This window comes from Thermostichus sp. OS-CIW-20, from assembly GCF_054061455.1.
In genome coordinates this window covers 35955-58896 of sequence record NZ_JBSSEF010000009.1, presented here as the reverse complement: position 1 = coordinate 58896, position 22942 = coordinate 35955, and the positions used below count along the sequence as shown (strand labels likewise).

Annotated in this window: 22 protein-coding genes; 15 read left to right on the top strand and 7 right to left on the bottom strand. The window is 60.9% G+C overall.

Going from position 1 to position 22942, the window contains the following annotated elements:
* Positions 1–243: 243 nt before the first annotated feature.
* From ACVWXC_RS05505 to tatA, 3 genes are all read right to left on the bottom strand, one after another.
* Positions 244–1104: a bestrophin family protein gene (locus ACVWXC_RS05505; RefSeq protein ID WP_457391514.1), complete on the bottom strand. Its 861-nt coding sequence runs from the start codon at positions 1102–1104 to the stop codon at positions 244–246.
* Between the two features lie 193 nt (positions 1105–1297).
* A complete protein-coding gene (locus tag ACVWXC_RS05500) occupies positions 1298–2131 on the bottom strand; it encodes an anti-sigma factor domain-containing protein (RefSeq protein WP_011430880.1) in 834 nt (277 codons plus the stop codon).
* A gap of 238 nt (positions 2132–2369) precedes the next feature.
* A complete protein-coding gene (gene tatA / locus ACVWXC_RS05495; RefSeq protein WP_011430879.1) occupies positions 2370–2648 on the bottom strand; it encodes a twin-arginine translocase TatA/TatE family subunit in 279 nt (92 codons plus the stop codon).
* A 200-nt stretch (positions 2649–2848) separates the two neighbouring features.
* Between tatA and glgB the strand changes: the two genes are divergently transcribed.
* Complete coding sequence (gene glgB / locus ACVWXC_RS05490; RefSeq protein ID WP_457391512.1) at positions 2849–5161, top strand: 1,4-alpha-glucan branching protein GlgB; 2313 nt, start codon at positions 2849–2851, stop codon at positions 5159–5161.
* 24 nt (positions 5162–5185) lie between these two features.
* Complete coding sequence (locus ACVWXC_RS05485) at positions 5186–6577, top strand: TldD/PmbA family protein (RefSeq protein WP_457391510.1); 1392 nt, start codon at positions 5186–5188, stop codon at positions 6575–6577.
* 38 nt (positions 6578–6615) lie between these two features.
* Here the strand turns inward: ACVWXC_RS05485 and ACVWXC_RS05480 are convergent, their stop codons facing one another.
* Complete coding sequence (locus tag ACVWXC_RS05480; RefSeq protein ID WP_240530957.1) at positions 6616–7923, bottom strand: class I SAM-dependent methyltransferase; 1308 nt, start codon at positions 7921–7923, stop codon at positions 6616–6618.
* A 99-nt stretch (positions 7924–8022) separates the two neighbouring features.
* A complete protein-coding gene (gene lpdA / locus ACVWXC_RS05475) occupies positions 8023–9405 on the bottom strand; it encodes a dihydrolipoyl dehydrogenase (protein ID WP_457391508.1) in 1383 nt (460 codons plus the stop codon).
* Positions 9406–9549: 144 nt separating this feature from the next.
* Between lpdA and ACVWXC_RS05470 the strand changes: the two genes are divergently transcribed.
* The 13 genes from ACVWXC_RS05470 (at position 9550) to ACVWXC_RS05410 (ending at position 20818) form a co-directional block, all read left to right on the top strand.
* Positions 9550–10326, top strand: a complete 777-nt coding sequence (locus ACVWXC_RS05470; protein ID WP_457391527.1) for an HAD family hydrolase — start codon at positions 9550–9552, stop codon at positions 10324–10326.
* Complete coding sequence (locus tag ACVWXC_RS05465; RefSeq protein WP_457391506.1) at positions 10323–11171, top strand: M28 family peptidase; 849 nt, start codon at positions 10323–10325, stop codon at positions 11169–11171. The genes ACVWXC_RS05470 and ACVWXC_RS05465 overlap by 4 nt, the downstream gene beginning before the upstream one ends.
* 246 nt (positions 11172–11417) lie before the next feature.
* A complete protein-coding gene (locus ACVWXC_RS05460) occupies positions 11418–12179 on the top strand; it encodes a ChaB family protein (RefSeq protein WP_011430870.1) in 762 nt (253 codons plus the stop codon).
* A 121-nt stretch (positions 12180–12300) separates the two neighbouring features.
* Complete coding sequence (locus tag ACVWXC_RS05455) at positions 12301–13233, top strand: DnaJ C-terminal domain-containing protein (RefSeq protein ID WP_011430869.1); 933 nt, start codon at positions 12301–12303, stop codon at positions 13231–13233.
* Positions 13230–13511, top strand: a complete 282-nt coding sequence (locus ACVWXC_RS05450) for a chaperone modulator CbpM (RefSeq protein WP_011430868.1) — start codon at positions 13230–13232, stop codon at positions 13509–13511. Before ACVWXC_RS05455 ends, ACVWXC_RS05450 begins: the two co-directional genes overlap by 4 nt.
* Positions 13512–13563: 52 nt before the next feature.
* Entirely contained in the window at positions 13564–14313 is a 750-nt protein-coding gene (locus ACVWXC_RS05445; RefSeq protein WP_011430867.1) for a PRC-barrel domain-containing protein, read from the top strand.
* A 157-nt stretch (positions 14314–14470) separates the two neighbouring features.
* Positions 14471–14878, top strand: coding sequence for a 50S ribosomal protein L21 (rplU, locus tag ACVWXC_RS05440; protein ID WP_011430866.1), 408 nt, complete (start codon positions 14471–14473; stop codon positions 14876–14878).
* Between the two features lie 59 nt (positions 14879–14937).
* A complete protein-coding gene (gene rpmA, locus ACVWXC_RS05435) occupies positions 14938–15207 on the top strand; it encodes a 50S ribosomal protein L27 (RefSeq protein ID WP_011430865.1) in 270 nt (89 codons plus the stop codon).
* Between the two features lie 126 nt (positions 15208–15333).
* Complete coding sequence (locus ACVWXC_RS05430; protein WP_099834820.1) at positions 15334–16827, top strand: cellulose synthase; 1494 nt, start codon at positions 15334–15336, stop codon at positions 16825–16827.
* 258 nt (positions 16828–17085) lie between these two features.
* Complete coding sequence (locus ACVWXC_RS05425) at positions 17086–18852, top strand: MBL fold metallo-hydrolase (protein ID WP_457391502.1); 1767 nt, start codon at positions 17086–17088, stop codon at positions 18850–18852.
* Positions 18853–18911: 59 nt separating this feature from the next.
* The gene (locus ACVWXC_RS05420; protein WP_011430862.1) at positions 18912–19655 is read left to right on the top strand and encodes an ABC transporter ATP-binding protein; all 744 of its coding nucleotides are present in this window, start codon (positions 18912–18914) and stop codon (positions 19653–19655) included.
* Between the two features lie 87 nt (positions 19656–19742).
* Entirely contained in the window at positions 19743–20327 is a 585-nt protein-coding gene (locus ACVWXC_RS05415) for a TIGR04376 family protein (RefSeq protein WP_011430861.1), read from the top strand.
* 197 nt (positions 20328–20524) lie between these two features.
* Positions 20525–20818: a PipX family protein gene (locus ACVWXC_RS05410; protein ID WP_457391499.1), complete on the top strand. Its 294-nt coding sequence runs from the start codon at positions 20525–20527 to the stop codon at positions 20816–20818.
* A 1-nt stretch (position 20819) separates the two neighbouring features.
* On the opposite strand, the gene pheS is transcribed toward ACVWXC_RS05410, so the two are convergent.
* Together pheS and ACVWXC_RS05400 are read right to left on the bottom strand one after the other, a co-directional pair.
* The gene (pheS, locus tag ACVWXC_RS05405; RefSeq protein WP_011430859.1) at positions 20820–21821 is read right to left on the bottom strand and encodes a phenylalanine--tRNA ligase subunit alpha; all 1002 of its coding nucleotides are present in this window, start codon (positions 21819–21821) and stop codon (positions 20820–20822) included.
* A 151-nt stretch (positions 21822–21972) separates the two neighbouring features.
* Positions 21973–22584, bottom strand: coding sequence for a chromophore lyase CpcT/CpeT (locus ACVWXC_RS05400; RefSeq protein ID WP_041438454.1), 612 nt, complete (start codon positions 22582–22584; stop codon positions 21973–21975).
* Positions 22585–22942: the final 358 nt, after the last annotated feature.

The following is a 22942-nucleotide window of genomic DNA, read 5'->3' as shown; positions in this document are numbered from 1 at the left end:
CCTTTGTTCAAGGTATCATTCCTGGCGCCGAGGTGGGATCCCTTGTCGTCCAGATCCCAGAAAGTTGCCCAGGCCAATCTCCCCACCCAACAATTCTGGGGAGAAGCGGGATCCCTCTGGCACAGAAGAAGCCTAAAAGTACGGCTGTCGGCTGCGTAGCCGGTGTTACTGGAAAAATTTAAAAAGCCGGACTACCTTCCCCAGGGAAACCTAAGCTTGTTTATGAGATAACCCATGGTTGTTCTAGGCAGACTGGATCAAATCAGCGATATTCTGCTTCATCCTACTGCAAATCACATCAAGGGGCAGGTCGTTCGGATCCCGTCCAAAGGGGTTCTCAATTTCAATGCCGATCTCCTCGACGCCAAACAGCATAAAGGCCAGCAGCCCGACAATGGGGCCGGTCATCCAGCCCAATCCCTCCACCATCTGAAAAGGCAAAGACAAACAATACAGCAGCAACAACTGCTTCAAATGTAAGGCGTAGGCCATGGGCGTTGGGGTCATGAGAATGCGCTCGCAGGCGCCCAGGACATCGACCATGTTATTGAGCCGCTCCACCATGATCGTTAGCTGATAGACTTCAACGCGGCCTTTTTGGTATTGGCGCTGTAGGTAGTCTCCAGTCCAAAAGGCAATTTGCAAGGAGGGATGGTTGAGGTTTTTAAGACGTTGCAACTGCTCTGGGCTGAGGAGGGTCTGAAGCTCATCTGGCAAAAATTCTTGGCGCAGATGTTGCTTCATGGCGATGGCAAAAGCAGGCAGGAGATAGAGGATTTTGATTTTTTCTTCCCGATCGTCTGGCTGCTTCTCTTCAATGGCTACCCAAATCAAGCGGGCTAAGTTGCGCACGTTGCTCACCACGCATCCCCAAGCTTTTCGCCCCTCCCAAAACCGCTCGTAGGCAGTGTTTGTCCGAAACACCAGCATCAAGCCAAAAACGATGTTGGGCACGAACGCCACCAACGAGGACAGCGCTATGGGCAACCCCAGCTTGTAGAGAACGGAAACCAGCACTCCCAGGAGACCACAGATGAGGGTGCGAGGCAGCACTGCCGGCACAACCGATCTGTGCAACTGCAGGGCCAAGCGAAACCAACGCAACCCATTTCCCGATAGATACTGGCGAATCCTGGTGTGGCGTCGGCAAGCCTGCCCCCTGATCCTACTACCGTCATGGCAACGGTTGTTGACCGAAACCTTGGCGGCGCAGGCCCCCCTCTTCCCCGCCGTATACGGGGGGATGAATCCCTTGACCTGACGGGGCAACTTCCAGGGTCTCAGGAGTCATTTCAAGCTAGTTTAAGAGGTTCTCTTTGCTCTCCTCAGGTTGAGAGGCAGGGATCCAGAAGTTGCTCTGCAGCAGAGGGGCGCCAGTGGGGGATTCGCTCCCGCCTGCCGGTTCGAGGGTAATCCAAAGGCGGGTCGGCTGCTGTGAATGGGTGGGCTGGCTGAGCCATTGCAGGGATCCCTCGGCGTTGACGGTGAAGGTGCCGGCGCTTTCCAGGCGCTGCCCAGCCGACTCCAGCCACAGTTGGTAGGTGGTTCCCGGGGGGGCAGGGGGCATTTCTGAAGCCAAGAGCAACACCTGCTTGGCGCGGGGCGACCAGAGAGCTTGTACCAACAGGGGGTTGCGGAAGCTGGGGTCGCGCAGAAGGGTTCGCCGTACCTGCGGTTGTCGTTGCCACTCCTGATAGAGCCGTTGAATGGCTACCGACTCCCCCTGCCAGCGCAGCCGCCAGTAGGCCGCTGTTATGGCCACTGCGTAGATCCCTAACCCTACTAAGCTGCCCCAGAGGAGGCGCCGCGGCCACCAAGGAGGTGCGACCCGGATGGAGGCAGGGGCGGGCAACCAGCTCCAGCGCCGCAAGCGTTCTTGGGCTTGAAAGGCCGTCAACTCGTAAAGCCACAGGGCCACCGAGCGATCCCGCTGCAGGTCAAAGGCCTCCGCATGTTTCCAGCAGAACTCAAACACCTGGCGCACCACCTCTTCGGCCTGGTGAGGCTGCTTGAGAGTGGACAGCGCGATCTCCAGCAGGCGCTTTTGGTAGCGATCCTTAAGTAAAAAGTGGCTGCGGCGATCCCGCAGTTGGATCTGGCGCATCAGCTCGAAATCGGTCGGCTCCGCCATAGCCCCCCATCTGCTGCGCCTGTCCAGCCCGGCTTTGGGTCAAGCGGTAGCGCCAGGCCGGTAGCTTTTTCAAAAATATACATCAGCCCTGGATCCAGCTCACCGGCAAGCCGACTTCATTTTGTTGCGGCTGGTGCAGATGCCGGCCGTGCAACTTGCGGTATCCGCTTTTACTCGCACCTATCTCCTACAAAACGAGGAGCCGACCCAAGACACCATTTTTTCAGTGCAGATGCCCTCAGGCGGCATCTTTCTCGACCACCTTCTCCGCTTCTACCTTCAGGGACTCCGTCCCGCTGACGCGATCGGCACCGGCGGTGGGCTCGTCATCGCTGCTGGGGTTGTTCATCTCTTGCTTGAAGCTGCGCAACGCTTTGCCGAAGGCGCTGCCCAACTCCGGCAGCTTCTTGGGGCCGAACACGACCACTGCAATTATCCCAATCACGGCCAGCTCTGGCAGGCCCATGCCGAAGATGCTCACGGCCAGGATAGGTTCGCTCGACAGCAGGATAGCCATAAGTCCCCAAAACCCCAAAAATAGAACAAGCCAACCAACCTCGCTGGCAAGGAGGGGAATTATCCCCTCCCAACTCTAGCAGGTTTTCCCGGGGGCAGAAAGGTTTGGCTGCTACTGCCATGGCTCTGGAATCCATGAGCTGCCAAAAGCGGCAGCCGACGACCGCTAGACTGAGATTGTTGCTTTGTTGAAGCTTGCCGATGGGCTTTCTCCTGTCTGCCGAACAAGTGCTTCAGTTCGTCACCAACCAGTGGCAGGATCCCTATGCTGTTTTGGGGCCGCAGCAGATAGAGCAGGGGGAGACGTCCTTCTGGCTGGTGCGGGCCCTGGTGCCCAATGCCAAACAGGTTTGGTTGGTAGAACGCGCCACTGGGCAGGCCTACCCCATGCAGCCGCTGCATCCAGAAACGTTGTTTGAGCTGTGCTTTGCGCCTGGCACGCCGGTTCCAGACTACTTTCTGCGGGCGCAGCGGGTCTGGGATCCGGAGGGCCAGCACTTGGAAGAGTGGGAGGATCCCTATCGCTTTCCCCTGGAGAAGGTCAACCACATCGGTGAGCTGGATCGCTACCTCTTCAACGAGGGCAACCACCACCGCATCTACGAGAAGTTGGGCGCTCATCCCATCAGCGTAGATGGGGTTCAGGGAGTCCACTTTGCCGTCTGGGCTCCCAACGCCCGCAATGTCAGTGTCATTGGCGACTTCAACCACTGGGATGGCCGCCAACACCAGATGAAGCGGCTGGGCGAAAGCGGCATCTGGGCGGTGTTCATCCCTGGTGTTGGGCCAGGAGCCGTCTACAAGTACGAGGTGAAAACTGCCTGGGGGGATATCTACGAAAAGTCAGATCCCTATGGCTTTCAGCAGGAGGTGCGACCCAAAACCGGCTCAATTGTAGCCGACCTCCACACCTATACCTGGCACGACCAGGAGTGGCTGGAAAAGCGGGCTGCCACCGACCCCCTGCGCTCGCCCATCTCGGTGTACGAGGTGCATTTGGGATCCTGGATGCACGCCTCCACCGAAGACCCGCCCGCTGATGGGCACCTGGTGCCGGTGGAGCAAAAGCCCAACACCCGCTTTCTTACCTACCGGGAGCTGGCGGACAAATTGATCCCCTATGTCAAGGAGCTGGGCTTTACCCACATCGAGCTCTTACCCGTGGCCGAGCACCCCTTCGACGGCTCCTGGGGCTACCAGGTTATTGGCTACTACGCGGTAACCTCCCGCTACGGCTCGCCCCAAGACTTCATGTACTTTGTCGATCGCGCCCACCAGGAAGGGATCGGCGTCATTGTCGATTGGGTGCCGGGGCATTTCCCCAAAGATGGGCATGGGCTGGCCTTTTTTGACGGTACCCACCTCTACGAATATGCCGACCCCCGCAAGGGCGAGCACAAGGGCTGGGGCACTTTGGTTTTCAACTACGGCCGCAACGAGGTGCGCAACTATCTAATAGCCAATGCCCTCTTTTGGTTTGACAAATACCACATCGACGGCCTTCGGGTGGATGCGGTGGCCTCAATGCTCTATCTGGACTACGACCGCAAAGAATGGATCCCCAACTGCTACGGCGGGCGAGAACACCTGGAGGCCATCGACTTTTTTCGCCAGCTCAACACCCTTATTTTCAAGTACTACCCTGGCGTTCTTTCCATTGCCGAGGAATCCACTGCCTGGCCAATGGTAACCTGGCCAACCCATGTGGGTGGTCTGGGCTTTAACCTCAAGTGGAACATGGGCTGGATGCACGACATGCTGAATTATTTTCGCATGGATCCCTGGTTCCGCCAGTTCCATCACAACCTAGTGACTTTCAGCCTCATGTATGCCTTCAGTGAAAATTACATGCTGGCTTTTTCCCACGATGAGGTAGTGCACGGCAAAAGCCACATGTTGGGCAAAATGCCAGGGGATATGTGGCACAAGTTTGCCAGTTTGCGGGCCCTCTACGGCTACATGTTCACCCACCCCGGCAAGAAAACTTTGTTCATGAGCATGGAGTTTGGCCAGTGGAACGAGTGGAATGTTTGGGCAGATCTAGACTGGGAGCTGCTGCAGTATGAGCCCCACGCTAAACTGCGCCACTACGTAGCCACCCTCAACCATCTATTGCGCTCGCAGCCAGCTCTCTACACTCAAGACACCAAGCCAGAAGGGTTCCGCTGGATTGACTGCAGCGACCATCGGGGCATTATCTCCTTTATCCGATATGGGGAGGATCCCAGGGAGTGGCTAGTGGTAGTCTGTAACTTTACGCCGGTGGTTTGGCCGAATTACCGCATTGGCGTGCCGCAGCGAGGGTTTTACCGGGAACTGCTCAACAGCGACGCGGTAGAGTTCTGGGGCAGCGGGGTTGGCAACCTAGGGGGCAAGTGGACGGATGACTGGCCCTACCACAACCTGCCCTACTCGCTTGAGCTCTGCCTGCCCCCTCTTTCAACCTTGGTGCTGAAGTGGCAGCCGCCCCAGCTGGCGGAGGATTCAGGCGAAAACAAAGCTATGCTGGAGTGAGTACGGCCTTCCCTGCTCATTGCCATGCGAGATCTGCTGCGCGACATCCTTCGAGACTATTCTGGCTTTGTGGAACTGCGCTACCACAGCAAAGTCTTTCGCAGTGTCACGGCGGAAAAGGGGCGCATTGAGCGCACAGCGGTTCGACGGCGCTCAGGTGTGGGGGTGCGGGTGCTAGAAGCCGGCACCTGGGGCTTTGCCGCCACCGGGGATCCCTCGCCAGCAGCCATTCGCAAGGCCATTGCCGAAGCTCAGCAAGCGGCCCGCGCCAGCGCCGACTGCCGCAGGCAGAAGCTGAAGGCTTTGCCCAGCGTATCCCTGGCCCAGGGGGAGTTCTGCGAGCCCGGCGTGGAGGAGGTGGTCAACAAACCCCTGGAGGCCAAGATCCAGTTGGCTCTGGAAACAGAAGCCCAGGCGCGCAAGTCTTCCGCCCGCATCACCTCCGCCAGTTGCACTTACAACGAGATCTACGAGGAAAAAGCCATTGTTACTACGGATGGGGCGGATGTGGCCTTCCGGCTGGTGCGCCCTGAGCTGCGGATCCAGGCGGTGGCCGAGGCGGATGGCCAACTCAGCAGCGGTACTGAGTCCATTGGCGTGACGGGGGGGTGGGATTGCCTTTTTCGGACGGATCCCTTGCAGATGGCGGAGAAGGCGGCTGCCACGGCAGTGGATCTCCTCTCTGCAGGCTATGCCGAGGGGGGATGGGCCACCGTCATCCTCTCTCCTTCCATCGTGGGACTGCTGGTGCATGAAGCCATTGGCCACACGGTCGAGGCCGATTTCGTCCTCGCGGGCTCGGTGGCGGCTGGCAAGCTAGGGCAGCGGGTGGCCAGCGAACTGGTTACTCTCAAGGACTCTGGCCGTTCTGAATTGATGCCGGGGGCAGGGGGAACGCTGCCTGTGGACGATGAGGGCGTCCCCACCCAAACCACCACCATCATCCAGAACGGCATCCTGGTGAGCTACCTGCACAACCGCGAAACGGCTGCCCACTTCGGCGTCGAGCCCACCGGCAATGCCCGCGCCTGGGAGTACGCCGACGAGCCGCTCATCCGCATGCGCAACACCTATCTCGAGCCGGGATCCCAGACATTGGAGGAGATCATCGCCAGCACTCCCGACGGCTACTTCCTGGATGGGGCCAGAAACGGGCAAGCCGACTCCACCGGTGAGTTCATGTTTGGCGTGGAGCGGGCCTACCGCATTCGCAACGGCAAGCTGGCGGAGCTGCTGAGGGGAGTTACCATCACGGGCAATGCCTTTGAGGTGTTGCAGTCGGTGGATGCCGTGTCGCGGGATTTCCGGTGGGACTTGGGATCCGGCCACTGCGGCAAGGGTCAGCCGGCCAAGGTAGACGCCGGAGGGCCCTACATTCGCTGCCGTGCCATTGTGGGGGGCCGACAGCCTGCTTAGCCCTCACCCCCAGCCCCTCTCCCAAAGGGAGAGGGGAGTTAGGGAGCAACTCTTAGAACCAGCCGGTCGGCTTCCCACTGCTGGAAGAGGCGGAGGACGTGGCCGGCTCTCTCGCGATGGTCGGCCAAGATCTCGGCGCCGGAACGAGCTTGCTTGGCCAATGGCAGCAGCAGCTCCACCACCTGGTAGCGGCTAGAAGCGATCATCTTGCCCGGGATGCGGGCGATGGGCCAGAAGATGTCCATCTTTTGGGTCACGATCTGGGCCGGATCCACTTTGCCCAGCAGATCCGAAAAGGGGATCTTTTGATCCCAGTAGCGCACCTTGCCGTACTGGAGAAAGAGGGGGTTGAGCTGCCAACGGGAGCTTTGGAAAAACTCGGGAGTAAAGGGATCCCAATGGGCCAACTTTTTGCCCTGGTGGCAGCACCAAAAGAGATTTTGCGTGTGGTAGAGGGGCTCCAGGTACTCGATGACCCGCAGTTGGTCAATGCGGGCAAGGGCCTCGTAGCGGCGGTGGAACTCCGGGTGGGTGGCGGCAATCAAGGGCCTGGCGTTCCAATAGTCCAAGTAGGGGGCGACATCGATAAACTCCAGTCCCGCCTGGGCCACCAGGTCGGGAATCTCGCCGATGTCAAAAGGGATGTCGTTGGCGTGGAAAAAGTTATCGACGATATTTTCATCGTGGAGGTAGTAGTCCTGGTGGGCCTTGGCATGCTGGGCCAGCATGGAAGTAGGATGAGCTGCCTTTAATAATTGCCGCACAAATTCGATCTTTTCCGGCGTGGCCGGTGGGGTAATCCCCAGCAGCTCCAGAGCGCGGCGAATGCGGTAGAGGTGCCAACGACCAGAACGGTTGTAGAGCATCAGGGCCATTACCCCGTCAGGGGCCAGGCGCGAGGCCAGGTTCTGCAAAGCCTTGACCGGATCGGCGGTGTGGTGAATTACCCCATAGGAGCTGATCATGTCGAAGCTCCCCTCCGGCCAGGTGGAGGGATCCATGAGATCGCCGTAGTGCACCGAGCAGTTGCGCAGGCCGTGGTACTTGATCCGCTTCTGGGCAATCTCTAGGGCCGGGCGACTGAGGTCGATCCCGACCACGGCGCCATAGCCGGGGTTGCTGGCGGCAATGCCGTGCACCTCCCAGCCGGTGCCACACCCGGCCACCAAAAACCTGGCCCCAGTGGGCTCTTGCAAGGTGCGGGTGCGGGCATATTGGGCCAACGTATAGCTGCCCAGGCTGGAGAAGCCCTCAAAGGGTTGGTCGTAAGGCACAGGCGGGTAGGGAAACGCCTCGTACTGGGCCTGCACTGCCTGGGTGATCTCCGCTTCGCTTGCCAAAGGCACGTCCTCCCACCTCTTCCCCCCTATCCTAAGAGTCTTTGTAGATTCTTAGACCGGTTTTGGCCGTCAAGTCGGCCCGTGTCGGTCGGCAGCAGGGCAGGGCTAGGCCGCCGTCAAACTGTGGGCAGCTCGCCGGTAGGCCTCCTCCAGCGTCTCTGCCAAGGTGGGGTGAACATGCACCAGGCGGGCCAGCTCTTGCACCGTGGCGCGGCGGGCGATGGCCTGGGCTGCCTCGTGGATGAGATCGGCGGCATGCGGCCCAAAAATGTGGGATCCCAGCAAGAGGCCCGTCTCTTTATCAAAGACCAGCTTCACCATGCCCTCAGTCTCGCCAGCAGCAATGGCCTTGGAGTTGCCGCCAAAGTAGGTGCGCACCGTGCCTACACTATAGCCCTCGGCTTTGGCCTGCGGCTCGGTTAGCCCCACAAAGCCCATCTCCGGATGGGTGAACACCGCCGCCGGGATGCTCAGGTAATCCATGTAGGCAGGGCGGCCACAGATGTTTTCCACGGCCACTCTCCCCTGGGCTGCCGCCGCGTGAGCCAACATCATTTTGCCGGTCACATCCCCAATGGCCCACAGGTGGGGCAATTCGGTGGCCATGCGGCTATCCACCGGCACAAAGCCGCGCTTGTCCGTAACAACCCCCAGCTCCGCCAGGCCCAGCCCTTCTGAGACCGGGATCCGCCCAGCGGCCACCAGGCAGCCATCCACCTGCAGCGTCTCCCCGTTGGAGAGGTGGATCGTCACCGGCTGGCCGGGGATCACCTGCTTGGCCAGCACGCCCACATAGGTCTGGATCTGGCGGGGTTTAATCAGCACCCGCTGGGCCAGGCGGGCAATGTCGGGGTCAAAGGCCGGCATCAGGGTCTCCAGCGCCTCGATGAGAATAACTTGGGATCCCAGCGCCGTGTAGACGTCGGCAAATTCCTGGCCGATGTAGCCGCTGCCGATGATGGCCAGCCGCTCCGGGATCCACTCCAACCGCACCGCCTCGTCGCTGGTAAACACGGTGCGGCCATCCACCTGGATCCCCGGCGGCACAAAGGGTCGAGAACCCGTGGCCAGGATCACATCCCGCGCCGTGTAGGTCTGGGATTCCTTCTCTTCCTGGACTTCGACCGTTTGTGGCCCCGCCAGCCTGCCCCGCCCCCGCAGGATTGTTACCCCCAGCTTCTCTAGGGAGCGGGTCATGTCGGTGCGGATCTTCTCCACCACCTGGGCAGCATGGGCAGCAATGGCTCCTCGGTCGGCCTGGACGGATCCCACTTGGATGCCCAGCTCAGGGGTGTGTTGCAGTTCCCGCAGGCGTCCGGAGGCGGCCAGGAGAGCTTTGGAGGGGATGCAGCCGCGGTTGATACAGGTGCCGCCCATTTCCGCACCTTCGACGATGGCGGTTTTGAGGCCGGATTCGACGGCATGCAGCGCCGCGCCATGGCCGCCGACGCCAGCACCGATGATGATCAAGTCAAAATCAAAGCTCATGGCGAGACTTGGATAACCGGTGCCTCATTTTCTCATCTTGTTGGCCTTCCCAGGAACCTGGCTGAGAGCATCCAAACCATGAGGTAGCATAGGGTCGCTTGCCCAGTTGACAAGAGGCTGGCGGGGTGGGAACGGGGGATGCGCATGGAACTGCAGGCGTTCATTTTTGATGTGGATGGCACGCTGGCAGATACGGAGCGGGATGGGCACCGCGTGGCTTTCAACGCCGCCTTTGCCGAGGCAGGGTTGGACTGGCACTGGTCGGTGGAGCTCTACGGCCAGCTCCTGGCCATCACCGGCGGCAAAGAGCGCATTCGCCACTTCGTCCAGACCTGCCAGCCGCCCCTGCCTGCCGGCGAAGACCTGACCAGTCTAATAGCCCGGCTGCACCAGGCCAAGACCCGCCACTACACAGCTCTGTTGGCCCAAGGAGGGATCCCTTTGCGCCCCGGCGTCAAGCGCCTCTTACAGGAAGCCAGAGCCGCCGGGATCCGCCTGGCCATCGCCACCACCACCACGCCCGAAAACGTGACGGCCCTTCTGGAGCACACCCTGCCAGAAAGCCTGAGCTGGTTTGAGGTGATCGCTGCCGGCGATATTGTCCCCGCCAAAAAGCCAGCCCCCGACATCTACTGCTACACGCTGAAACAGATGGGGCTGCGCCCCCAGGAGTGCCTAGCCTTTGAGGACTCGGAGAACGGGCTGCGCTCGGCCCAGCAGGCGGGCGTCCCGGCCGTGGTGACAGTAAACAACTATACGCGGGAGCAAGACTTTTCGGGAGCGGCTTTGGTGTTGGATCACCTAGGGGAGCCTGGGCTGCCGTTTCAGGTGTTGGCGGGAAGGGCGGGATCCCACAGCCACTTTACTCTGGAGCTGGCTCGCCAAGTCCACGCTCAAGCCCTCGCCGGACAAGAAAAGTGACCCGAGAGCCCAATCTGCAACAGCGCCTCCGGGAGCACCTGCAGCAAGTAGCTCAGCCCCGCGATCCCGACTGGTCGCCTTTGGGCCATCGGCAGGTGGAGCAGTATGTCCAAAAACAGCTTTCCGAGTGCGGCCCGGTGGAGCCCTTCCCCTTTGAGGCCAATGGCTGCCAGCACCGCAACTGGATCTTGAAATTGCCGGGATCCCAGCCTGGCCGCAGGCCCATTTTAATCGGGGCCCACTTCGACGCCGCGCCTGCTACCCCCGGCGCCGACGACAACGCCAGCGGCGTGGCGGTGTTGCTGGAGTTGGCCCGCCATTTTGCCGCCGAGCCCGCCCCTTCCCCCCTGTGGCTAGTGGCCTTCGACCTAGAAGAGCGGGGCCTGCTAGGGAGCAAAGCCTACGCCCGCTTTCTCAGACAACAGCGCCAACCCCTGCGGCTGATGCTCTCTCTGAAGATGCTGGGCTACCGGGATCCCACGCCCGGATCCCAGCGCTACCCCGCCGGCCTGGAGCGGCTCTACCCCGACCGGGGAGATTACATCGGTCTCATTGGCAACTGGCCCGCCCTGGGGGATCTGCTTAGGCTGCAGCGCGGTTTTCAGCAGGTGGGGATCCCGTGTTGCTGGCTGCCAGCCGGCCAGCGGGGTTTGTTCCTGCCGGTTACCCGCCTCAGCGACCACTCCCCCTTTTGGGATGCGGGCTACCCTGCGGCTATGGTGACCGACACCGCCTTTTTGCGCAACCCCCACTACCACAAGCTGAGCGACACCCTCGAGACCCTAGATCTTGCCTTTTTGAGTGGGGTCTGCCGCGGCTTGAGGCAGGGTCTTGGATCCCTCTAGGCCGTGAGATCCCTCGATTCCCAACTCCCCTCTCCCTCTGGGAGAGGGGCTGGGGGTGAAGGCCAGCGGCGCGGGGCGCTTGGGCAGGCCTCCTCAGTACGGAGATCGCTCCAGGAGTTTCGCGATCCCTCGACTCCCGCTTGGGCGACAGAGGGAGATAATAGGCGGCATAGGCAAAGAGGGGAAAAGTTTGCCAAAAAACCTCCCTTAGCCTTTTGGGTCAAAACTTTCACAGGAGCCTTTTTCATGAATACCTTCGCCCAAGCCCCCAAAAAGTGCGTCTCTGCCGTTTTCAAAGAAGAAGCCAAAGTCCAAGAGTGCATCCAGCGCCTGCTCAACCGCGGTATCCCCAACGACCGCATCTCCATCATTGGCCGCAACTTTCAAACGGAAGCCAAAATTAGTGGCTTTATCACTCGCAAAGATGTGGTTCTCGATGGCTTGACCAGCGGCGCCATCTACGGATCCCTGTTTGGATCGCTGCTGGGGCTCCTCACGGGGGTAGGGGTGCTGTTTATTCCCTTTTTGGGGGCGGTGGTGGCCGCCGGGCCACTAGGAGCGGCGCTGCTGGGGGCAACCGGTGGCGCTCTCTACGGGGCGCTGGGAGCGGGGCTGGGATCCGCCCTCATTGCCCTGGGCATGCCACAGGAGAAGGCCGCCATCTACCAGACGCGGGTGCAGGCGGGCGAATTCCTGTTGGTGGTGCAGGTGCCGGAGGAAAAAGCGGGCGAAATCTACTTGCTGCTGCAAAGTGCCGGCGGCGAAGAGGTGGCCACTGCCGACTTGAACTTGCCCAGCGAGCCAGAGGGATCCCTGACTCCCGAAACCATCTCCCCCGAGATCCGCGCCGATCTCTCAGAAGAAGCCCAGCAAACCTTTGTGGAAGCCTATAACCAGGCCAAGGCAGAGGGCAGCCCGGTCACCCAGGCGCTGCTCAAGGCTTGGGAAAAGGTCAAACAAGTTTTCACAAGAGACGACAAGGGGATTTTCTCCAGGCGCAAACCCTAGGGGAGTGCTCTCAGGGGCAAGGACAGAGCTAAGTGTTTCTCCCTCGCTCTGGGTTTTCCGATTGCACCTCTAGCCTGAAGGTATCCTAAAAGCCTTAACCTGATTTCGTAGGGGTGAGCTTATGGCTGCGAGCGATTTCAAGGACTACTACCAGATCCTGGGCGTCAGCCGAGATGCCTCTTTAGAGGAGATCAAGCGCGCCTATCGCAAGCTGGCTCGCCAGTATCACCCCGACGTCAACCCCGGCAACAAGGCGGCCGAGGAGCGCTTCAAGCAGATCAACGAAGCCTACGAGGTGCTCTCGGATCCCGACAAGCGGCGGCGCTACGACCAGTTTGGCCAGTACTGGCAACGGGTGGGCAGCGGCGCGGCGGCGGGGCCGGGCATGGAGGGATTTGCCCAGTACGCCAGCTTCGAGGACTTCATCAACGAGCTGCTGGGCCGCATGGGATCCCGCCGCGGCGGCTTCCAGGGCTTCACCACGGGGTTTGGGCCGTTTGTCTCGGTGGATCTGCCAGGGCAAGACGTAGAAGCCACGCTGGGCCTCACCTGGGCAGAGGCCTTCCACGGCACCCAAAAGCGGCTGAGCGTGGATGGCGAAACCCTCACCATCCGCATTCCTCCCGGCGCCAAACCGGGCAGCCGCATCCGCGTCAAGGGTAAAGGCCAATATAGCCCCTTTGGCGGGCCGAGGGGGGATCTCTACCTCACCCTGGAGCTGCCCCCGCACCCCTTCTTCCGCTTCGACGGCGACAACCTGCTCTGCGAGCTGCCCATCACCCCTGACGAGGCGGTTTTGGGCGGCACAGCGGAAGTCCCCACCCCCACCGGTCGGGTGCAACTGAAGATCCCTGCCGGGGTAGACAGCGGCCAAACCCTGCGGCTGCGCGGCCAGGGCTGGCGGGATCCCCAAGGGCAGCGGGGCGACCTGCTGGTGCGGCTGAAGGTTGTCACGCCCAAATCCCTCTCCCCTACTGAGCGGGATCTCTACGAGAAGCTGCGGCAAAATCGGAGCTGGGATCCCCGCGCCTACTTGCAGGAGGTGAGGCTATGAGCTTGGCCATTGTGCGGGTAGAAGAACGGCTCTACACCTTTGAGCAGGCCAGTGAAGTAGCCGGGATCCCGACCCACCTGCTGGAGTGGCTGCTGTTGCAGGGGCTGGTGGAAGCGCAAAGCAGCTACCTCACCCCCCAACAACTGCGGCGCCTGCTGCAGATGATCCGCCTGCATCGGGACTTGGGCCTCAACTGGGTTGGGGCGGCCATGGTTTTGGATATGGCCCAGGAAATTGCCCGCCTCAGGGCGCAGCTACACTACTACCGCGGAGGCTAAGCAGCCCAAGCCTCCATCTCCCTTAAATCCCGCAAGTCAGGAGAACTTCTCTATGGAACAAGTCGTCCGACGCAGCCAAGTGGTGGGCCTGCTGGCCCTGGATAGCAGCACTGCCACGGCCCTGGGCACTGTCGAAGAAATCTGGGTCGATGGACAAGGGCGGGTCTGCTACTTCACCAGCCAGCAGGGCTACACCCCCCTGGAGCAAATCTCTCTCATCGGGCCGGACGCGCTGCTGACCTACTCCACCGTCTTCGCCACTCCGGCAACGCCGCTTAGCTCCCTCTACCGGCGAACCGTGCGTATTGGGGATCAGCCGGTGGGCTGGATCGAGGATTTTCTCTTCGATTGGGAAACCGGAACGATTGCCGCCTACATCCTGGGGGGCAGCATCGCCGAGCCCTGGGGAGGGCGCGCCGTCCTGTTGCCGGAGGATGTAGAGGCCATCGACGTAGATGCCGTGGTGGTCAAGGAAGATGCGCCGCAGCGCCTCAAATCAGAAACTGAGGGCCTAAAGAACTTTTGGAGCGAAAAGTCTCGCCAAGTCAAGCAGCTCATCCAGCGCATGGGGGATCGCCTCAAATCCCTGGTCGGCCCCCAGGATCCGCCGGAGGTGGTGCGCGTCAAGGTCAAGCAAGTGCGGGACGAGCTGGCCAAAGGGGGCAAGTTCGACCTCTCCCTGCTCGATGAGGCGGCAGAGTTTTTGCAGCAAAAATGGACAACCTGGCAGCAGCGCCTTAGCCGCGCCGCCCAGCGCATGCAAGCTGCCCTCCAGGCCGCCTGGGAAAAGCTGACCGAATGATGCTCCAACTCCCCTCTCCCAAAGGGAGAGGGGATGGGGGTGAGGGAATAGCCCTAGCTGACAGAGGGCAGGTTTTTCCGCTAGGATTAAGAATCGCTGTCAATGCTCGGATCAGGTTGCAAGACCCCTAGGGGCACCTGTACGGCAAGGAAAAGGCATGACCTACGCAATTGTGGAAACCAGTGGCAAGCAGCTTTGGGTAGAGCCAGGGCGCTTTTACGACGTCGATCGCCTGCCCGGCACAGAGGAAAACAGCCCCTTGGCCCTGTCCCAGGTGTTGTTAATCAACCACGAGGGACAGGTGACGCTAGGGCATCCGTATGTTCCCGAGGCAGTGGTCAGGGCACGGGTCTTGCAGCACCGCCGCGGCAACAAAATCATCGTCTACAAGATGAGGCCGAAGAAGGGAACCCGCAAAAAGAGAGGACACCGGCAGCCGCTCACCCGCGTGCTGATCGAGTCCATCGAACTCAACGGCACAACCCTGGCCACGGCCCAGTCTGCTCCGCCATCCACTTCTGAGGCGACCACTGACACCACAGGGATCCCAGCGGCGGAGGAATAGATCCTAAACTCAGGATCCCAACTTATCTTTGGCGACGACACAGTTGCAGAGGAGGCGTTATGGCTCACAAGAAAGGAACCGGCAGTACCCGCAACGGTCGCGACTCCAATGCCAAGCGGCTGGGGGTGAAGTGCTTTGGCGGCGAGCTGGTGCACCCTGGCTACATTTTGGTGAGACAGCGGGGCACCAAGTTTCATCCAGGGGTGAACGTGCGCCGCGGCGGCGACGACACCTTGTTTGCGGTGGCCACCGGCATTGTTACCTTTGAGCGCTACGGCAAGTGGCGGAAAAAGGTGAGCGTCTACCCGGTTGAGGCGGCTGCCCAATAGGCAGTGAGCTTCCCGTTCTGGCTGGGCAACTGGGCAAGACAGCTCAACTGGTTCCATTCCTCAGCCTGCAGCTGGGCAAAGGGGGGATCCTGGCTTGGCCCAATCCCAATCCTGTGTGGAGCGCCTGTGAGATCCAGGGCTGTGCGGGTGTACTTGTTTCGGGGAGTGGGGTTGCTCCACCTTATCGCTGGGGTGGCGTACCTCTACTGGCGCATCAGCGAGGGGCTGACCGGTCTGGGATCCCTTCTGTTTTGGGGGGCAGAGCTGTACGTTTGGCTGGCGGCGGTGGGCTTTATCCTCAGCCGCTATCCCCAGGTGCCGCAGGAGGGGGTGCCCGCGCCCGAGGTGCTGCGGCGGGCGTTTTTTCAACTGCCGCGGGTGGACGTGCTGGTGCTGCGCCAGCGGGATTCCGTGGAAGCGACCCGGCAGACGGTGCTCTCGGCCCTGCGCCTGGATTACCCCTGGGAGCGGCTGTTTGTCCATATTGTGGATCGGGTGGAAGATGCGGAGATGGCTAAAGTGGCGCGGGCCATCCCCTGCGAGTACTGGTCTTGCCCAAGCCCCACGACCGATCCCCTAGCCTACATGCTGGGATCCGGCCAGCTCCAGGGAGAATATCTGCTCCTGCTGCATCCCGGCCATTTTGTCGAGCCGGATTTTTTGTGGCAGACGTTGCCCCTGTTTTACGACTTTCCGGAGCGGGCCCCGATTGCCAATGCCACCGGCTTTGTGCAGGCAACGCTGCGCACCCTGGGCCAGCCCAGGGCGGTTCACCCGCTGCAGCAGCTTTTGGCGGTGGGATCCCAGGGCTACCAGGCGGCGCCGCTGCTGGGATCTGGCTGTCTCATTCGGCGGGCAGCTTTGGAGGGGATCCCGCAAATCGACATTCGCCGCCCTGTGCAGTTGGGGTGTCAGATGCACTGCCGCGGCTGGCAGTCCCACCTAGTGCGCCCAGCCCAGGTCACTGGCATTTTGTTGCCGTTGCGCAACCGCCGCGTCGCTCTGCTGGCGGTGTTTTCTGCCCTGCGGGAAAACCCCTTCTGGAGCAAGCCCACCACGCAGCAGCAGCGCTTTCAGTACCTGTGGCTGGCCCTCTGGGCTGCGGGCGGGGTGGCGGAGCTGGCCTATTTGGCGGTGCCCATCCTCTTTCTCTGCACAGGCTGGATGCCGGTGCCGGCCTTTGATAGAGTCTTCTTTGCCTGGTTTCTTCCCTACGCCCTGCTGGGGCGCCTCACCTGGCTGTTGGCTTTTCCCCCGTCGCTGTGGGGAGCGGCGTGGCAGTCGGAGCGGCAGACGGGCAGCCAGTTTTTCCAGTCCATCCAGGCGCTGGTGCAGGCGGTGCGGGGGGTGCCCCCCTACCCCGAACAGCCGTCCCAGCTTGCCCTCGGCCCGCAGGCGCTGGCTATTGTGCTGACGTTGTTGGCCATGGGGGTGGGATCCCTGCGCTTTGCCGGCAACTGGGATCCAACCTGGCCAGAGCTGCTGTTTGGCCTAGTCTGGGCCTTCTACAACCTGATGGTTCTAACGGTGCGCCCGGACGATCACGATTTTGCCGGCTTTGCCTTGCGTAGCCACAACCCGGCAGCGGAAGAAACAACAGATGCGCTCTCCAACTCCTAGGGCTGCCAAGCCAGGCACACGGCAAAGCCAAATCCCCCTATTATTCCGCTGTTGCATGGAGAGCATAGAGAAAATGGCCGGCTGCCCCGGCGGAAGTGGTCAACAGCTATGCTGGAAGAAGGATAGGATAGCTAGATCGGCAGAGGTTGCCCCTGCCTTTCCGGGAGGTGTACGGAGGGGGAGGGGCGATCCCTGGCCGAGCCGCCCTTGTGGTTTGCAGGATTGAGCGTGGTCTTCTAGCTTAAAAACAACACATCTGTGGAGTCAGAAAGACCCCCCCTTCGACTGTTTCCCCTGGGCACGGATCCCCGCCGGCAGGGCTGTGCCTACTGGCTGGAGATGGGATCCCACCGCTTGCTCCTCGATTGCGGTTTGCCTGCTTCCTCCCTCTTCAAGGCCCTGCCAGGGATCCCGGATGCGGTGATCTGCAGCCATGCTCACTTTGACCACCTGCAGGGGCTGCCCGCCTTTTATCGTCGCTACCCGCAGGTGCCTATCTATGCCACTCCCCTGACCGCCCACTTGGCGGGCGGCCTGTGGGAGCGGGGCGTTTGGCCGGGCTACGACCGGGAAATTCGCTTTCCTCCCTTTCGGGCACTGCCCTTTGGCCAGGCACGAGAGATCCTGCCCCATCTGATGCTCACCTTTTTCACAGCCGGGCACCTGCCGGGAGCAGCGGCAACCCTGCTGCAAAATACCCAGACCACTCCGGCCCAAACCTGCGTCTACACCGGCGACTGTTCCCTGGCCTCAACCCGCTTTGCCCCCGGCTTGGATCTCACCGCTTTGCGCCATTGGCAGCCGGACGTGCTGCTCATCGAAGCCTCGCTGGGATCCACTCGCCATCCGCCCCGTCGCCATCTGGAAAACCGCCTGCTGGAGCGTCTGATCAGCGCCTTGGCAGCAGGGCAGACGGTGCTGTTTCCGCTGCCGGTGTTGGGGCTGGGGCAGGAGCTGCTCTTCCTCCTCAAAGCCCACCACCGCTTTACCCAGGCTTCCCAAGAGCTGACCGTGTGGGTGGCGCCGGGGCTGGCGGCAGGCTGCAACCTCTACGAACGCTTGCTCCCCTACCTGCCGGAGCCGGTGCGCAATTTCGCCACCTATCAGCCCTTGTTCTGGGAAGACCGCCTGCAGCCGCGGGTGCAGCCCCTCACGGAGGCGGATCCCCTGCCCCAGGGCCTGTTGCTGTGCGATGCCGATGCCGGGCCTGAAGCCTGGGATCCCATCTGGTCGCGCTTGCTGGCCCAGCCGCAGCGCTCCTGCCTGCTGCTGCGGCTGCCGGAAGTGGAGCTGGCCACCCCCTTTGACCAATGGCCAGCGCCGCTGCGCTCCCGCATCGGAGTGGAGTGGCTGGCTTGGCACAGCCACAACGACGTTGGGCATCTGACCCAGATCGTCCACACCTTTCGCCCCCAACATGTGGTCTTGGTGCACGCCAGCCCCCAGCAGGCGCAGGATCTGGCGGATCTGCCGGAGCTGTGCAACCGTTACCATGTCCACTGCCCCCAACCCGGCCATTGGTTGGAGCTGCCCGACGGCCGCCTGCAAACCCAAGTCAAGCCGTCAGAATTTCCCAGGGATCCCGCCTTGCGCTACGAGGGGGAGGTGGAAGAGATCTGGCAGGAGCAGGGCTCGCCCCGCGCCTTGGCCGGCGTACAGGTACGGCTGCCCCCTCAGATTGCCCAGGATCCCCGCTGGGCCGCCTGGGCTGAGACTGGCTTGGTGGAGGCCCGCTGGCAGGGATCCGAACTGGTGTTGCGCGGCCTTTCGCCGCGGGAGCTGATCCGCCCGGCAGGGGCCGCCCCCGCACCAGCAGGAATCGTGCCGCGTCCAAAACAGCCTTCTGCCTCCACCGATAACGGTGGCAGAAAGTGCCAGAACTGCCGCTTTGCCCGCCAGATCTTAACCTCACAAGCCCAAGCCTTTCGCTGCGACCAAGAGCGCTCCCCCCTCTACCGCCTCCGGGTGGATCCGCAAGGAAGCTGTCCCTACCATCAGCCGCTGGAAATCCGCTCTTCCGGTTAGTCAGCCCCCGAAGCCCCAGCAGCCCAAAGGCTAGAATGGGGCCAGTCGCGGTACCCACCATGCTTGAGCAACAACCCTGGGCAGATCGTCGCCAGGGGCTGGTCGGATCCCTGGAGCGCCCTACCACACCCCACCTGCCCGTGGTGCAAATGGTCGGGGTGAACAAAGTCTACCCACTGCCGGAAGGCAGCTTTCAGGCCCTCTACGATATCGACTTGGCGATCGAGGCAGGGGAGTATTGCGCCATCATGGGGCCCTCTGGCTCCGGCAAGTCCACCCTGATGAACCTCATGGGCTGCCTGGATCGGCCCAGCTCAGGGCGCTACTGGCTGGACGGCGTGGAAGTCTCTACTCTGACGGATCGGGAGCTGGCCCGGATTCGCAACCAAAAGATTGGCTTTGTCTTCCAGCAGTTTCACCTCCTGCCCCTCTTGACGGCTCTGGAGAACGTGATGCTGCCCCTGGCCTACGCCGGGATCCCGGAGCCAGAGCAACGCCGGCGGGCCAAGCAAGCTTTAGAACAAGTGGGCTTGGGGAGCAAGCTGCACCAGCGCCCGGCTCAACTCTCCGGCGGCCAGCAGCAGCGGGTGGCCATCGCCCGTGCCATCGTCAACCGGCCACAACTGTTGTTGGCTGACGAGCCTACAGGAGCCCTGGACAGCCGCACCGGCCAGGAAGTGCTCAACCTCTTTGCCGAGCTGCACCGCCAGGGCATTACCCTTGTCGTGGTTACCCATGACCTGGAAGTGGCCCAGGCCGCCCAGCGCATCATCCGCGTTGCCGATGGGCATTTGCTGGTCTAGGCTGCGATCCAACGGGGGCCTATCGGGAACGAGCCGGCTTGCGCTAGCCTAAACGCAACTGAGCGCTCGGCCAGTGAGGATCGGCCCATGAAATTGATCGAAGATATCATCCGATTTTTGGAGACCCGCCTAGAGGAATTCCTCAAAGCCCACCCAGAGATCGAGTTGCAAGCCCTCGACGAGCAGTTGCGCCAGCAGGAAGAAGAAACTCGACGGCTGCGTCAGGAAAGCTTGGCCCAGAAGCAAGCCCTGAGCGAAGCTCTCGCCAAGCTGGGCGAGGAGATCAAGACCTGGCACTTTCGCATCGAAAAAGCTGAGCGGGCCAACCGCCCCGACCTGGCCGAAGGGGCGCGTCGACGGGAAGCCGAGCTTTTGGAGAAAGGAAGCCGGTTGTTCAACCAAGGGAAGGCTCTGGAGGAGAAAATCCAGCAACTGGAAGCTCTGCTGCCGCAAATTGCCCGGCGCCGCCAAGAGGTGAAAACCAAGCTGCAAGAAGTCAAGGCCGCCCAAGCCAAAACTGCCGCCGAGCCGGCTTGGGGCTTCAGCCCCTGGGGAAAACCGTTTGAGGAAGATAAGTTGGAGGAGGAATTTCGCCGGCTGGAGATGCGGCTAGAGGTAGAGAAGGAATTGCATGACATGAAGAAAAAGGTGGGGGAACAGCAGCGGCGGTAGCAGCCTGGCCTGTGTCTAAAAAAACTCTGTTAACCTCGAATCCAGTTGCAACAGCCGAACCAAAATCAAGCTGGGTGGAACCTACGATTTGCGCTCTCGGTCTCAAGAGCCGGAGCGAAATCGTTTCGGCAACTTTCTCGGCCACCGAACGAGAAGGAAAGCCCCTCTTCTCCACCAAGAGTGGTACGCTATTGGGCATGAATGAGCTCTATCTAAATCACCCTACATTTGGTTTGCTCTACGGCCTGTGTCAGGTTAACGAAGGGGAGGCCATCTTCACCACCCTTTATGCCCAACGGCTGTTTTTTCGGGTCTACTTCAAGCCCCCCGCTGACGACGACCCCTCTGCTGTGGAAGAATTGGTCTTTGACCCGATTAGCCGCAACGAAGCCCGCCAGGTCATCGAAGAACAAATGCGCCTGTTGCGCCGCGCCAATCGCAAAGACGAGCTGGAGCACCTGCAGTTGGTTTACAAACGCACTTTCTCTTGACCTAAAATTGCGACAAAAAGCGCAGGTCGCTGCTGTAGAACAGGCGGATATCTTGAATGCCATGTAAGAGCATGGCCACCCGCTCAACGCCGATCCCTGCCGCAAAGCCGGTGTAGCGCTCCGGGTCATAGCCGACCGCCTGAAATACATTGGGATCCACCATGCCGCAGCCAAAAATTTCCAGCCACTTGGAGCCAAAACGCACATCCATCTCGGCAGAAGGCTCCGTGAACGGAAAATAGCTGGGCCGGAAGCGGGTTTCTCGCTGGCCCAACAGGCGAGTGACAAACTCCTTGAGGGTGCCCTTCAGGTCGCAAAAGGTGAGGTTCTGGCCCACCGCCAAGATTTCCATTTGGTGAAACACAGCCGAGTGGGTGGCATCGACACTGTCGCGGCGCATCACTCGCCCGGCATGCACAATGCGCAGGGGCGGCTGGTGTTGCTCCATATAACGCACCTGCACCGAAGAGGTTTGGGTGCGCATCAGATAGCCCTTTTCCAAATAGAGGGTATCCTGCATGTCCCGCGCCGGGTGGTCGGCGGGGGTGTTGAGGGCCTCGAAGTTGTAGTACTCTGTCTCGATCTCCGGGCCGTGGACCACCGTGTAGCCCATCCCCACAAAGATATCGAGCATGCGGTCGATGGTGGCCTGCAAAGGGTGAATCCGCCCTAGAGGCCGGCGCGGCCCCGGCATAGTGACGTCCAGCCGCTCCGCCTCCAGGCGAGCCTGGAGCTGAGCTTCGGCCAGGGCCCGTTTGCGCTCATCCAGCCTAGATTGCAGGGCCTCTTTGAAGGTGTTGGCCAAAGCGCCAATGGCAGGCCGTTCTTCCGGGGGCAGCTTCCCCATGCCCCCCAAGATCTTGGAGAGCTTCCCCTTCTTGCCCAGATAGTCGATGCGGATCTGCTCCAAGGCGTCCAGATCGGCGGCCTGCGCCACCTGGGCAAGCGCCTCACCTTGGAGGGTGAGAAGCTGTTGGCGAAGCGTGTCTCGTTCGTCTTGCATGGGGAAAGTTCATTCGCACATTCGCGTCAGCGTTGCCGAGCAGCCGGCAGACAAGGATCCCTATTGGACATGTAGCGGGCCGCAGTTGCTTTCTCCCAAAGTATCATCTTTCACCGACGGCGCCGAGATTGGCAAGGGATTCTCTTCCCACCTACTGCAGCAGCTCCGCCTGCCAATCGACAACCTTGCGAAAGCGAAAAGGGCCGGCCACAGCTCCCCACACCTGGCGGTGGGTAACCGGATCCATGCCGCGATCGTGGCTGCAAAACTCGTTCTCGCTCAGGTGCAAGGTGGTCTGCAAATAGGTGGTTTGACCGTTGCGCACCACGCAACAGCGGCAACCCGGCTCCGTCACGCCGACAAAAAGGGATCCCTGCCTCTTCACCTGCACATCACACCCCGGCAGGTAGGCCAGATCGGCAGCGCTCAGTTGGCTGAGTTGCTCCGCCCTCCCCCGAGCACACCCCCGCCACCGCTGCGGCTGCAGAGGACGGTAGTTGCGGATCACGATCCCGTCCCCCACTTGAGTGAGTTCCACCACTGCCTGACGATAGGGCTCCTCCAAATGGCCGCTGTAAGCCTGCTCCACATAAAAGCCGATTCCCCCCAGCACAGCAGTTGGCAAGGGGCGATAGGCCACCCGGATCGAGGCAAAAAAAGGTGGGTTCTCCCAGGCTTGCTCTTGGTTGCTGAAGTCTCCCGCCAGCCAACGTGCCATCTGCAACAGCTCAGGGGAAGAGGTGGACTCCAACCAGTTCGACATAACCACGCATCCAGAAATACCGTAGGGACTTATACCGAAAATCCCAGGCGGTCGATGAAAACCTGCTCAGATTTTCCCCTAACCTCTGCTCTGCCGAGGAGGTTCCACAAATGTTAAATTATGTATCCTTTATGAGAAGGTTTGCGTGGATACTGAAGCGGGCTTGCCTCTTGGCCGAAAGCCACAATCACGGTTTATATTTTTCTTCATGTCGTAAAGCTGTGTAAAGTAACATTTTTTTCTGTAAAAACTAAGGCCCTGAAGGATGGAGAGAAGAGGGCGGGATTGCCCGTCTGGATGAGGATCCAAGACTTTTTGCGGCAAGTAAAGTCCCTTTACATTTTTTGATTCAATCGCT